Origin of the sequence: Pseudoalteromonas denitrificans DSM 6059 (assembly GCF_900112265.1) — a bacterium.
In the GTDB taxonomy this organism is placed as follows: domain Bacteria; phylum Pseudomonadota; class Gammaproteobacteria; order Enterobacterales; family Alteromonadaceae; genus Pseudoalteromonas; species Pseudoalteromonas denitrificans.
Map to the genome: position 1 here is coordinate 121,362 of NZ_FOLO01000006.1, position 12,890 is coordinate 134,251.

General features: G+C 34.1%; 14 protein-coding genes. 10 read left to right on the top strand and 4 right to left on the bottom strand.

The genetic code is table 11. The features are described from left to right. Position 1: 1 nt before the first annotated feature. Genes BM088_RS06130 through BM088_RS06175 form a run of 10 tightly spaced genes read left to right on the top strand, consistent with a single transcriptional unit; the run spans position 2 to position 8,234 of the window. Entirely contained in the window at positions 2-547 is a 546-nt protein-coding gene (locus tag BM088_RS06130) for a GNAT family N-acetyltransferase (RefSeq protein ID WP_091981637.1), read from the top strand. After that, positions 547-1,221, top strand: coding sequence for a cytidylyltransferase domain-containing protein (locus BM088_RS06135; protein WP_091981640.1), 675 nt, complete (start codon positions 547-549; stop codon positions 1,219-1,221). The genes BM088_RS06130 and BM088_RS06135 overlap by 1 nt, the downstream gene beginning before the upstream one ends. Beyond that, complete coding sequence (locus BM088_RS06140; protein WP_091981645.1) at positions 1,218-2,510, top strand: aminotransferase class III-fold pyridoxal phosphate-dependent enzyme; 1,293 nt, start codon at positions 1,218-1,220, stop codon at positions 2,508-2,510. Before BM088_RS06135 ends, BM088_RS06140 begins: the two co-directional genes overlap by 4 nt. After that, positions 2,510-3,592: a UDP-2,4-diacetamido-2,4,6-trideoxy-beta-L-altropyranose hydrolase gene (gene pseG, locus BM088_RS06145; protein WP_177207963.1), complete on the top strand. Its 1,083-nt coding sequence runs from the start codon at positions 2,510-2,512 to the stop codon at positions 3,590-3,592. Before BM088_RS06140 ends, pseG (BM088_RS06145) begins: the two co-directional genes overlap by 1 nt. Further along, positions 3,585-4,304, top strand: coding sequence for a class I SAM-dependent methyltransferase (locus BM088_RS06150; protein WP_091981653.1), 720 nt, complete (start codon positions 3,585-3,587; stop codon positions 4,302-4,304). Before pseG (BM088_RS06145) ends, BM088_RS06150 begins: the two co-directional genes overlap by 8 nt. 11 nt (positions 4,305-4,315) lie before the next feature. After that, entirely contained in the window at positions 4,316-5,371 is a 1,056-nt protein-coding gene (locus tag BM088_RS06155; protein ID WP_091981656.1) for an N-acetylneuraminate synthase family protein, read from the top strand. Between the two features lie 15 nt (positions 5,372-5,386). Beyond that, complete coding sequence (locus BM088_RS06160; protein WP_091981661.1) at positions 5,387-5,854, top strand: acyltransferase; 468 nt, start codon at positions 5,387-5,389, stop codon at positions 5,852-5,854. Continuing rightward, positions 5,847-6,863: a DegT/DnrJ/EryC1/StrS family aminotransferase gene (locus tag BM088_RS06165; RefSeq protein ID WP_091981664.1), complete on the top strand. Its 1,017-nt coding sequence runs from the start codon at positions 5,847-5,849 to the stop codon at positions 6,861-6,863. Before BM088_RS06160 ends, BM088_RS06165 begins: the two co-directional genes overlap by 8 nt. Continuing rightward, positions 6,863-7,570 carry a WbqC family protein gene (locus BM088_RS06170; RefSeq protein ID WP_091981667.1) on the top strand — a complete coding sequence of 236 codons (708 nt, stop codon included), beginning with the start codon at positions 6,863-6,865 and terminating at the stop codon, positions 7,568-7,570. Before BM088_RS06165 ends, BM088_RS06170 begins: the two co-directional genes overlap by 1 nt. Next, positions 7,563-8,234: a PIG-L deacetylase family protein gene (locus BM088_RS06175; protein ID WP_091981671.1), complete on the top strand. Its 672-nt coding sequence runs from the start codon at positions 7,563-7,565 to the stop codon at positions 8,232-8,234. Before BM088_RS06170 ends, BM088_RS06175 begins: the two co-directional genes overlap by 8 nt. Here the strand turns inward: BM088_RS06175 and BM088_RS06180 are convergent. From BM088_RS06180 to pseG (BM088_RS06195), 4 genes are all read right to left on the bottom strand, one after another. Further along, positions 8,231-8,914, bottom strand: coding sequence for a class I SAM-dependent methyltransferase (locus BM088_RS06180; RefSeq protein WP_091981675.1), 684 nt, complete (start codon positions 8,912-8,914; stop codon positions 8,231-8,233). The genes BM088_RS06175 and BM088_RS06180 overlap by 4 nt on opposite strands. 27 nt (positions 8,915-8,941) lie before the next feature. Beyond that, entirely contained in the window at positions 8,942-10,210 is a 1,269-nt protein-coding gene (locus BM088_RS06185; RefSeq protein ID WP_091981680.1) for a glycosyltransferase family protein, read from the bottom strand. Between the two features lie 71 nt (positions 10,211-10,281). Further along, the gene (gene pseI / locus BM088_RS06190) at positions 10,282-11,337 is read right to left on the bottom strand and encodes a pseudaminic acid synthase (protein WP_091981685.1); all 1,056 of its coding nucleotides are present in this window, start codon (positions 11,335-11,337) and stop codon (positions 10,282-10,284) included. After that, positions 11,337-12,875, bottom strand: coding sequence for a UDP-2,4-diacetamido-2,4,6-trideoxy-beta-L-altropyranose hydrolase (gene pseG / locus BM088_RS06195; protein ID WP_091981688.1), 1,539 nt, complete (start codon positions 12,873-12,875; stop codon positions 11,337-11,339). Before pseG (BM088_RS06195) ends, pseI begins: the two co-directional genes overlap by 1 nt. Between the last annotated feature and the right edge of the window lie 15 nt (positions 12,876-12,890).

The window sequence follows — 12,890 nt, forward strand, 5'->3', positions numbered from 1 at the left end:
TATGGCTGCACTGACTCCATTTTGCCAAGGAGCTTCGATATATCTAAGAGAAGTTCGTGAAGAAGATATCACTGATGACTATTATAATTGGCTAAATGATCCACAAATAAAGCGAAACCTTGAGACAAGATATGCACCGCAATCAAAAAGCCAGATCCGTGAGTTTATAACCAGTAAACAAGGTGAACCTTTTTTTGCTATTTGCTGTACCCATACCCACAAGCATATTGGTAATATAAAGCTCAATGTACTAAATGTTATTCATAGACGAGCCGATATCTCCTTACTCATTGGAGATAAAAGTTATTGGGGCAAAGGTGTTGCAACAGAAGCAATCTCTTTAGTCACAGACTTTGCGTTTTCACAGCTTAACCTTAATAAAATACAAGCTGGTGCCTACCATACTAATATTGGCAGTATAAAAGCATTTGAAAAGTGTGGTTATGAACAGGAAGGTTATTTAAAAGAATTTACAGTATGTAATAATAAGCCGTTACATTTGGTTTATTTAGGTCTAACACGAACACAATATTACGCAGAAAAATAATGATATTAGCAATAATTCAAGCCCGAATGTCTTCAAGTAGATTACCAGGTAAAGTGCTAAAACCAATTTTAGGTAAGCCCGTTTTAGCATTACAAATAGAGCGCACTTTAAGAAGTAAAAAAATAGATAAACTTATAATCGCTACAAGCCAAGAGCACAGCGATACACCTATCGAAGTTCTGTGTCATAAAATAGGTATTGAGTGCTACAGAGGTGATTTAAATGATGTACTTAAGAGATTTAATGACGCCGCTGAGCATTATAAAGCAACACATATTGTTAGATTAACTGGAGATTGTCCGCTTGTTGATCCTGAATTAATTGACCAAGTTATTACGCATCATATTAACGGAAATTATGAATATACGAGTAACATTTATCCTAGAAGCTTTCCAGACGGGTTAGATATAGAAGTATTGAGCAAGGAAACACTTACAAGGATAAATCAAACAGCAACAAGTGACGAAGACAGAGAACATGTCACATATTTTATAGATAAAAATACAACACAATTTTTCATGGGTAATATTGCGCAACAAGATGATCACTCATTAATGCGCTGGACATTAGATACCCAAGATGATTTCGATTTTATTTCTCAGGTTTATGCTGCTTTATATCATAAAAAACCTAATTTTACGACGCTAAATATATTGGATTACTTAGAATTATGAGTATGTTTTCATTTGAAAAATCAGAACAATATTTAAAAAGAAGCCTGAAAACTATCCCTTTGGGCTCTCAAACTTTTAGTAAAAGCCAACTAGTTTACCCTCATAAAGTATCACCTTTATTTTTAGAAAGTGGTAAAGGTGCAATAGTGACTGACCCTGATGGCAATCACTATATCGATTTTGTAAATGGTTTATTGAGTGTCATGTTAGGTTATTGCGATCCTGATATAGATAAAGCAGTAATAGAGCAGCTGAGCAATGGTGTTTCTTTTTCATTACCTCATAGGCTTGAGTTCGAAGTCAGTGAACTCATTACACAATTAGTACCTTGCGCTGAGATGGTACGCTTTGGAAAAAATGGTACCGATGCAACATCAGCTGCAGTCCGTTTAGCCAGAGCATATACAGGGAAAGAGCATATTGCAGTTTGTGGTTATCACGGCTGGCAAGATTGGTATATAGGTTCTACGACCCGTGATTTAGGTGTTCCAGCATCCGTTAAACACCTGACTCACAAATTTGAGTTTAATAACTTAGCATCTTTAGAAAGCCTTTTTGCGAAAAACCCCAACAAAATAGCAGCTGTGATCATGGAACCTATGAACGTAGCCTACCCAGAAAATGATTTTTTACAAAAAGCAAAAGAAATAGCACATAAAAACAATGCACTTCTCATTTTTGATGAAACTATAACAGGTTTTAGATTCGATATTGGTGGAGCCCAAAGTTTATTTGATGTAATACCCGACTTAGCAACATTTGGTAAAGGCATGGCAAATGGTTTCCCCTTGTCAGCAGTCACAGGCAAAAAAGAAATTATGTGCTTAATGGAAGATATTTTTTATTCCGGTACTTTTGGTGGGGAAACATTATCTTTGGCGGCAGCAAAAGCCACAATCACAAAATTAAAAAATGAAGACGTTTTACAACATATCTCTCACATTGGCACTGAGCTTATAAATGGTTTAAAAGAGATCATTATTCAATCAAAAGCAGAGTCTCTCTTTCATGTTTCAGGTCATCCGGCATGGTCATTTTTAATGATGTCAGAAACTGACAAAGCCAGCCCACAACAGCTTTCCTCCTATATGCAGCAGGAAATGCATCAATATGGACTGCTCTGCTCTGGCGCACATAATATTTCATTTTCACATACACAAGCACATATAGACACATTATTGGCAGCCTATCAAAAAATCATCCCTAAGGTCGTAGAAATAAATAAATTAGGTAATATAGAAGCGTATTTTAAAGGCGTCGTAACACAACCTGTATTCAAGGTACGCTAGTGAATTATGTTTTTAGATGTGATGCAAATACTCAAGTTGGACTAGGTCACTTCACGCGCTGCTTAACTTTAGCCAACGCGCTAAAGAAAATAGCAGCTTTAGATGAGACTAATATAAACTGTATATTTATCATGGCTGAACCTTCCGTTGACATAAACCTAAACATTAAAAAAAGTCAGCACCAATTACTAACAATTAAAACGCCCTCAGATGGAGAGTTTAATAATAATATTGATGCAAATAATTGTATTGAAGAACTTAAAAATGAAAATATTACACCTAATTGGATCATTATTGATCAGTACCAACTCACACCTACTTGGTGGCAAAACTTTAATAAATCATCAACTAAACTCATGCTATTAAATGATCCTGGCCTTGCTATTGAAGGTATTGACTGCATTTGGGATCCTGCTGCAACTAATGCAGATGTTTATTCAGCCCTTAGCAACAGACCCATATTACTATTAGGTCCTGAATATATTTTACTAAGGCCGGAATTTTTAAGCCAGACAAGAAGCTATCAAACTCCTGAAGTAAATGAAAAAATAAATATACTTATTAGCATAGGTGCGACAGATCCCCTTAATACAGGAGGGAAACTCATATATTGGTTATTAGAATTAATGCCTAACTTAAATATAACCCTGATGGGAACTTCATCAAACCCACATATTAAAAGATTAAAAAGCACCTTTAAAAATAGTATTAATTTTGAAATTAATAGCCAATGCATAGCCAAAATAATGACTAAACAGCACCTAATCATTACCGCAGCTGGCAATATGCTATGGGAAGCTTTTAGTTTAGGTGTTCCCTGTGCAATAGTTAAAACCTGTGAAAATCAGCAAAGAAATATAAACTTAGTTACAAATGTAATGGAAGGTATTTATTTAGGTGAAGAGCTCACGTTAAACAAGCAAGCCGTGGTACATACTTTGCTTACTCTAATCAAGCATAAAGACAAACTGAGCTTACTATCTGATCTCGCCCATAAACTATGTGATGGTGCAGGTAGTCTCAGAGTCGCAAAATCACTTTTAGCGTCACAAAAGCCTAGCAAAGAAGGGAAACATGACTGAAATATTACAAAGCAGAAGCGAATTCTGGCAGAAACGATGGAATAACATGGCCAAACAAAGCGGCCACTTTGCAACTATGGGCAGAAGTAACTATTCAATTAGTGATTATTTTGCTTATATATCCGATCTCGTCAAAGGTCTAGGTAATGTATCACCCGAAGATACTTTATTAGATGCTGCTGGTGGGTGTGGATATTTATCTTTGTATTTCTCCCCTTTAGTTAAGGAAATAGATTTATTTGATTATTCAACTGAGGCAATCAAACGGGCCAAAGAAGAGTGTAAAAACTTTAATAATATCAATGCATACGAAGACAATTTATTATCACTAAACGTTACAAAATCTAAAAATAAACAATACGATAAAATACTTGTTGGTGGTGCGTTACAATATTTTGACTCTTATGATGAACTCAGCCTCATCCTTAAAAATATTTACGATGTCACAAAAAGGCAAGGGCGTGTATTCGTTAGCCAAACAACAGATCTTTCCCTTAAAGATGCCCATATAGCCTCTTACGAAAGATTAGATTGGTCAAATGAAGATAAACAAAATGCGATAAAAGAAGAATTGAATCACAGATTTTGGGTCGACTATGAGAAACTTAAAAAAATAGCATTACAATTAGGTTTTAGTGAATGCCATAAGATGCCAATCAATAAACAAATATTTCAATCAACTCATATGTTTGATTTCTATTTAATAAAATAAAGGCTCTAATAATGAATCAAGTTGTAATTGGCAATAAAATAATCGCAGCCGATCAACCTCCCTTCATCATAGCTGAAGCAGGAATTAACCATAATGGTGATTTAGCAACAGCATATAAAATGATTGATACAGCAAAAGCCGCAGGCGTTGATGCAGTTAAGTTTCAGACTTTTAAAGCTGAAGAATTTTGTGGTGATGCAAAACAAATGTTTACTTATCAATCTCAAGGTAAAGAAATTACAGAGCCCATGTTAGATATGTTTAAGCGCATGGAGTTCAGTGTAAAAGAGTGGCATCAAATTAAATTGTATTGTGATAAACAGAAGATTATGTTTCTTTCAACCCCGCAAAACCCTTCTGATCTAAAGTTACTATTAGAAATTGGCATAGATGCAATTAAAATAGGCTCTGATGACCTCTCAAATATTCCTTTATTAAAAACATACCGCGCAGCTAACCTTCCTATGATAATTTCTTGTGGAATGGCAGATATGGCCGACGTATATTTAGCATTAGAAACGTTAAATGCTTTAGATGGTTACCCTGTTATATTATGTTTATGTACATCCCAATACCCCACGCCAGCTGAAGATATCAACCTCGAAAAATTAACAACCCTTAGGAATGCATTTCCCATGCTTACCCTTGGTTTTTCAGACCATTCTCAAGGTATTTTGGCATCTTCTTTAGCCGTAGCTTATGGCGCATGTTTATTTGAAAAACATTTTACCTTAAGTAATGATATGCCTGGCCCGGACCATTGGTTTTCAGAGAACCCAGAATCATTAAAACAATGGCGAGATGCAATTCATACAGCCCATATAATGAAAGGCAGTGGAATCATCAGACCATCAGTTGCCGAACAAGATATGCGCACTTTAGCGCGTCGCAGCATAGTAGCGCTATCAGATATCAAAGAAGGTGATACATTAGACATTAAAAACATTGGTCTAAGGCGACCAGGTAATGGATTGCCTCCAGCCCTTTTTGAAAATATATTAGGTTTAAAAGCCAATAAAAGTATAAAGAAAGGCGACTTACTAGCCATGGGGAATATGGAAAATTAAGGGATATTTAAAACCATGAAATTAGAGATTTTTAAATCCTTATTTGAAAAACTAACTCACTTTAAAGCCAATCGCTTCCATGCCTTAGTTTGGATTAATGGTGAGCCCGATATCGGAAAAAATGTATATATTGGGGGTATGACCGAAGTAAATGCAACACAATGCACGGTTAAAATTGGTGATAACTGTGACATCGCTTCTTTTGTTGCGATTAATGCAGCGGACTCACACAAGCTCACATTAGGTATTAGTGATAAAGTTGAACGTCAAGACATTATACTTGAACATAATGTTTTTGTTGGTTCGCATAGTGTTATTAAAGGTGGTGCTTATATAGGGCATCATAGCGTAATCGCTGCTGGAACTATCGTTGAGGCAAAAAAAATTCCCCCCTATTCTTTAGTGATAGGCAACCCAATGCAAATTAAAAAAGATTACTATAAATCAGCTTGTTTACAGACAAAAAAAAACAATAATGAATAACTTCAAAACAATACCTCATAACAAGCCAACAATGGGCATAGATGAAGCTAGTGCAGCCCAAAGTGTCATTATTAGCAATGATTTAGTAAAAGGTTATCATACTCAAGCTTTTGAAGATGATATTTGTGAGTATTTAGGTTTACCTCAGGGGCATGCTGTATGCGTAACAAGTGGCAGTGCTGCATTATTTATTGCGCTGAAAACTCTTAAATTAAAGAATAAAACCGTTGCGATCCCCAGTTATGCTTGTAGTTCCCTTAAGCATGCATGCACATTAAACCAAGCAGACATAATATACTTAGATAATAAAAAGAATTCAGTAATTTTTGATAGTGAACAAAAAAAGTTTGACGCATTAATTCACCCTTATTTATACGGATTATCAAGCAAGTTACCTAGCTGTAATCAACCAATTATCGAAGATTTGGCACAGGCATTAGGCGCCTCAACCAATAACAAAATGTTAGGAACAATGGGTGAGTTAGGCGTTTTATCTTTTTACGCCACAAAAATGATCTCTAGTGGTGGTCAAGGTGGCATGTTAGTCAGTAAAAGTAAAAATTTAATTGAACAAGCAAAAGATTATATAAAATTTGATCAGCAACACGATAATAACGCTAGGTTTAACTTTCACATAACAGAAGTTCAGGCTGCCATAGGGAGAGTACAACTTAAAAAATTACCTGAATTTATAAAGCAAAGGCAAATTAGATGGCAAATTTACAAAGATGCAGGCTTAACCTTATTAGATAATACGTCATCTGAACTTTCGCATGTCAGATATCGTGCCATAGTTTTAAGTAGTAGGTATCAAAAAGTAATTCACGATTTAAAAACTAAAGGCATAACAGCCATAAACCCATTTGAAAGTAATGAACTTTTAGATAAACACTGCATTAATGCAAACAGCATAACTCAAAAAACGGTATCTTTGCCTTTATATCCAAGCTTAAGTATTGAAGATACGCATTTTATTGCCATGCAAACCAAAAAGGTACTAGAAGTATAATGATCACTTCAATCAATCAACCAGCTTATTTACCTTGGTTAGGATACTTTGAGCGTATTAGTAATAGCACGCAACATATCGTATTAGATCATGTGCAATTTGAGAAAAACTCCATGGTCAATCGCAATAAAATTAAAACAGCACAGGGTTGGTGTTGGCTAACGATACCACTTAAAACATCTGGAAAATTTGGAGATCTAGCCTTAAATAAAATTGAAGTAAATAACACCCAGAAGTGGCAAAAAAAGCATTGGAACTCACTCTATTTTAATTATAAAAAATCTCCTTTTTTTGCTTTATACGCTGAAGAACTCAATCATTTTTATGAAAAAAAATGGGAACTGTTAAGTGACATTTTAAAATGGCAACTTACATTTTTTTTAAATGCTTTAGAAATTAAAACACCTATTATTTATAGTTCAGAATATGACTTTCAAACTACAAAGTCAGACCTTGTCTTAGATATATGTAAAAATTTTAAGACTCAAACTTATTTATCAGGTCCATTTGGGCGTGATTATTTGGAAAGTGAGCTATTTATTAAAAATAATATTAACATTGCATTCCATGATTATAAACATCCAACATACCAACAAATGCAAGGCGACTTTATCTCTCACCTTTGTATTTTAGATTTACTATGTAATTATGGAAGTAACAGTATAAATATTTTAAAAACTCAAAATATAGGACATAACTGTGAATAAGGTTCTCGTTATTGCTGCCCATGCCGATGATGAAGCATTAGGTTGTGCAGGTACTATTGCAAAACATATTGATAATGGCGATATTGTTGAATTAATTGTAATGACCGATGGTGTAAGCGCTCGCCCTGAACATATAACAAATGAAATCACGGTTAGAAATGAGATGCTAAAAGCTTCCTCAAAAACTTTAGGCATTTCAAAAATTCATCAATTTAACTTCCCAGATAATCAAATGGACAGCATTCCATTACTCTCAGTAGTCCAAGCGATAGAATCCGTTATAGGGTATTATCAGCCTAATGTCATTTATACTCACTGCGCACAAGATTTAAATATAGATCACCAACTAACACACAGAGCAGTAATGACTGCATGCAGACCACAACCAAACTGCCCAGTTAAACAAATTTTATGCTTTGAAGTTAAGTCTGGTACGGATTGGCAACCAAGTAGTCAAGCGCAATTTACTCCGAATTGGTTTATTGATATTAGTGAATATTGGCAAATCAAATCCCAAACCCTTGTAGATTATAATAAAGAAATGATGCCTTGGCCTCATGCTCGCTCAATTGATGCGGTCAAAGCTTTGGCTCAGTCCAGAGGTTCTCAAGTAGGAGTCGAGCTAGCCGAAGCTTTTTATTTAGAAAGGTGTATTTGTCTTTAACAAGGAGCGTAAACATCTAAGTAAGTTGTAGCTTTTACAGCATTTGAATCTAATAATGATTCATATGCTGAATATTTACTCGGATTATTAAATAGCTCTGAAAACTTATTAAGTTTATCACCGCTGATCAAGTGAGGGTGCTGGCTTAAATGCTTAAACTCTGCTCCTAATAATTGGCTTAATTCATTTTGTGAAAAGTCAAAAGCACGGATACCATCTATTGAATAATTCAGTCCTCTGAGTTGACCATTATCTAATTTCAACCAGTCTTTATCATAATTTGAAGTGATCATTAAACCATTAGGGTTTAACATATTTTTTAAAATTAAAGATATAGACTTCATATGATGATTATCGAAATAAGCAAAAAAGCCTGAAGTAATAATAATATCAAATTTAAGCCCATCAGCAGCAAACTCTTCCAACCTTTGGCAATGATATTTAAAACCAGCTGGTGATTTTGTTTTGGCTTCAGCAATTAAATTCTCATCTAAATCAATTCCCATGCAAGCATTAAAGTCAGCGCCTATATTTATGCATTCGCGCAAAATAAAGCCATTTCCACACCCCACATCTAAGACAGATATCTTTCCTATACGGTCTGGTAGTTTCACTGATATATAAGCTTGCAAAATTCTAATGAGCCTGTCTCTTGCTAATAAACGTACTATTGGTTCCATATTCACTCCTATATATGTTATTTACAACTAAATGTTAGTTAAAATTTGAATTAATTCTTTAGCGCGAACTTTATACGTATGGTGCGATAATATATGTGTTTGAGCTTTTTCAATTACTTTATTTCGAAGTGCTTCATTCTCAGAGTATAATTTTACTAATTGCTTTAATTCTTCGATATTTTGATAAGTCACTTTATCTTGAATTGGTAATAAACTATAAATTTCAGGTCTATGTTCTGAAATAGAAAAGCCACCAGAAGCAAAAACCTCTAAAGGCACTAACGAAGGTGCTAACCCCGTCAGTGATGTTGAGTAAGATACTGTGATATTACTGCTTCTGTAAGCTTCTAAGTTAGTTATTTCAGTCGTTTTATTCATTAATCCTAACTGCTTCCACATACCACCTTCACAAATGCCATCAAACAAAAAGCTAGCCTTATTGTAAATATCATAATTTTGATAATCATCAAAAATACGGTCTAACTGTAAAGCATTGCATAAAACAATATAGTAAATTTCAGGGCTTAAAACTTTAGAAATTTGATTAAAAAACACAGCTCTTCTGTGTTCATATTTTATAGCGCAAAGATCCGGAGTAGTAAAAAACTGTATTAAATATGGTGAAATTAATTTATAAAATTTTTGATAATGCTCATTTGCTTTTTCCGCTAAAGCAGGAATATTATTAATGCAAGTAGTGAATAGGTTCTTTGCAGCTCCTTGTGCTAAATAATGAGTAGAAGATATCACTTCAATATTTTCAACTGGATCATATTTTAAAATCACATTATGGGCAGCACTGTTCCAATAAAATGTATCATATTTTAAAACTGATTCAGAATTTACATGGAACTCACTTTGATCTATTGCAAATGGAAAGTACGCTGTTTTAGCTCCATACCTCTGTAAAATTTCTTCATATTGTTTAGAACCACATAGAAATAGTGCATTTTTAAAGTAATCTAATTGTAACCATGTATACAAGAGATACGGACTACCACCGGAATCAGGTCGGCCTAGAAACCAGAATACCTGTTTGTAATTAGTTGAAGCTAACCATTCAGCAGCCTGAGCCCCGAATTTTCCAGTTAAAACAAATACATTAAGATTTTGTTGTAATATATAATCAGGAGCAAAAGATTCAACTGTATTCTTCAATTCCTCAAGATTAGAGTCTAGCGTGGCATCAAATATTTCAATTTCAACTCCTAAAATTGAAAGCTCCATTAATAGTTTAGTTATTGGGCCACAAGCATTATTCAAAATGAGAATTTTTTTTATTTTATTATTATTCATGCTTATGTTTTCCTATTTATTACTCATTTATAGTATAAATACATTCAATTTCTGATAAAAAATTATTCGGCTTAATTTTTTTCTAGTAAATGCCAACTTACTGGTGTACCAGCATCAATATCACAACTTGCTTTTCTACCAATTAATTGTTCGAAGTATTTGGGGGCTAAACCAAACCCAGGTCGAATTCTTCGAATGTGCTGCTTTGTTATATATTCACCACTTTTGACATCCGCGACAAAGTAAATTGATCGCCTAAACTTAACATTATCAAGTTCAGCAGCAGTTTGTTTATAATTAATTTGCCCTAATGCTTGCCATGCCTCCTTCGTAGATAGACATAAATTTTTTAAATCTTCAGGCTCTATTGAAAAATCGGAGTCAGGACTATTATTATCTTTATTTAAAATAAAGTGTTTCTCTACAAAACTCGCACCTAAAGCAACAGCAGCCACGGATACATTATTACTAAGGCTATGATCAGATAAACCAACAACAAGACCAAAACGTTTTGACAAATCATTTAAGGTTTTTAAATTTGATTGATCTATAGGTGCGGGGTAACTACTTATGCAGTGCAATAAAATAATGTCTTCACATCCTGATTTTTTTGCCGTACAGACAGCTTCTTCTATTTCAGACAAATTTGCCATACCCGTTGACATGATCATAGGCTTTCCTGTCTTGGCAATATACTTTATCAAAGATAAATCAGTTAATTCAAAGGAGGCAATTTTAAAAGCAGGAGTATCAAGTTTCACTAAAAAATCAACGGCAGACTCATCAAACGCAGTCGAAAATAGCGTAATACCTACCTCTTTTGCTTTGTTAAATAATGCTTGATGCCACTCAAGGGGTGTGTGCGCTTTTTCATACAATTCATGCAAACTATAGCCATGCCATAGCCCACCCTTTATTTTAAAATCACTTTTATCACAATTAATAGTCATGCTATCTGCTGTGTATGTTTGTAATTTTATTGCATCAGCACCTGACTCTTTTGCAATTTCAATTGCTTTTAAAGCCGTATCTAGCGAGCCGCAATGATTGGCCGATAATTCAGCAACGATATAAGGGGCAAATGCTTTGCCAATCTTTTTTCCTGCTATTTCTACAAAATGATTCATTAATACTTCCGAGGTGGGCTTTTAAGGATCCACCAGTTTTTATTATCTAAAGGTACAAAGTTAAGATTGGAAAATAAATATTGTGAGGTAATATTATCAACGTTTATATATGCACGAATTGGATTTTTTTTATATTTAGCAAGTAAAAGGTTTAAAGCAATTTTAGCAATACCCAAACCGCGAGATTGAGTCGTTAATAAAATAGAAACTTCTAAAGCATCTATATTTACTAGCTTGTCTAATCGAACCATGCCAACTGCTTGTTCATCATGATAAATAATATTAGTGACAGAATTTTGGCAATTTACGCGAGACTTAATCCAAAGTTCATGCTCTTTTTTTTCTGGAGGCGCATCTATCCGGCAATGTTTTCTCATATCAGGTTCATGCTGCCATTCAAAGATCATATTTGCATCTGTTGATTTTAATTTTTTTAGAAAAACAGGCTTATTATCTTTTGCTAAAGAATTCATCATGATAGCTGCAACCCTTTCAGCTCCAACGCCATCAACTAAAGCTTGTGATCTTTCTGAAAAACTTAAGCGTTTAGCCTCACTTTTTACCATAGCTATAATTGCCTGCTTGATCTTATCAACTGATACTACATCCTTTTCTTTCAAATATAATACTGTATTTAGTTTTGATAACTCTTCCGCTAGTACTTTTTGATTTTCTGTTAAGGCAAATAAAATTGAAGGTATACCTAAACAGCAACGCTCCCAAGTCGCGCTACCACCAGCTCCAATTACAAAGTCAACCCTTTTTAAAATTGAGAGTATATCTGCTGGTTGTAAATGAATATCAATATTTTCTAATTCTAAAGCCTTTGATTTTAATTCCCGAAAATTAGGATGTAACTCACTTAATACAAAATCTACTTTAACCTCAAATTCTAAACTTTCAATAGCAGCTATAATTTTGGAGGTTGTATCCTTAGGATCAACAAACCCTAAATAAACTAAAAAATGTGGTATTCGTTTATTCACTTGTTTTAACAAAGGTCTTTCTGAATAAAACTCAGGTCTAAGCAATGCATATTTAGGTCCTAGAAATAAATTACAGTTTAAGTCAACTTTATTTTTATATCTGCTACTAGGGTTTTCATGTAAATTTTGATCTAATAGAAAGTCACATATATGCTGCCTATTGGCTAAATCATCAATAACCAAAATTCGACAAGCTGTTTTTTTTATTTCGCTAGCCCAGTGATGATCTAAACCATAGTGATCAACAACAACAATATCTTTGTTAGATACGCTTAGTTTATTAATAAAGCAGTGTGAATCTTTCTTTTGAATATCATTTTGATAAATAGATTCAGGCGTTAAGTTATTATCTAAACCGTTTTGTTTATATGGAATAATCGCAACCCTATACCCTTGCTGTTGTATAAATAAGATCAAATCGCCTTGTCTTTGTATACACGCAAACTCTATTTTACAGCCATGATTTCTAAGAACATTTGCGAGCGTTAAACATCGCATTACATGTCCCGTACCGATATTCTTAGACGCATCAACTCTAAAAAGCACTTTCACATCAATGTTTCTCGC

Coding starts and splice junctions, on each gene's coding strand:
- BM088_RS06185 (WP_091981680.1), bottom strand. CDS start 10,210: ATGAATAATAATAAAATAAAAAAAATTCTCATTTTGAATAATGCTTGT.
- BM088_RS06150 (WP_091981653.1), top strand. CDS start 3,585: ATGACTGAAATATTACAAAGCAGAAGCGAATTCTGGCAGAAACGATGG.
- BM088_RS06155 (WP_091981656.1), top strand. CDS start 4,316: ATGAATCAAGTTGTAATTGGCAATAAAATAATCGCAGCCGATCAACCT.
- BM088_RS06130 (WP_091981637.1), top strand. CDS start 2: ATGGCTGCACTGACTCCATTTTGCCAAGGAGCTTCGATATATCTAAGA.
- BM088_RS06140 (WP_091981645.1), top strand. CDS start 1,218: ATGAGTATGTTTTCATTTGAAAAATCAGAACAATATTTAAAAAGAAGC.
- BM088_RS06165 (WP_091981664.1), top strand. CDS start 5,847: ATGAATAACTTCAAAACAATACCTCATAACAAGCCAACAATGGGCATA.
- pseI (WP_091981685.1), bottom strand. CDS start 11,337: ATGAATCATTTTGTAGAAATAGCAGGAAAAAAGATTGGCAAAGCATTT.
- BM088_RS06170 (WP_091981667.1), top strand. CDS start 6,863: ATGATCACTTCAATCAATCAACCAGCTTATTTACCTTGGTTAGGATAC.
- BM088_RS06160 (WP_091981661.1), top strand. CDS start 5,387: ATGAAATTAGAGATTTTTAAATCCTTATTTGAAAAACTAACTCACTTT.
- BM088_RS06135 (WP_091981640.1), top strand. CDS start 547: ATGATATTAGCAATAATTCAAGCCCGAATGTCTTCAAGTAGATTACCA.
- BM088_RS06180 (WP_091981675.1), bottom strand. CDS start 8,914: ATGGAACCAATAGTACGTTTATTAGCAAGAGACAGGCTCATTAGAATT.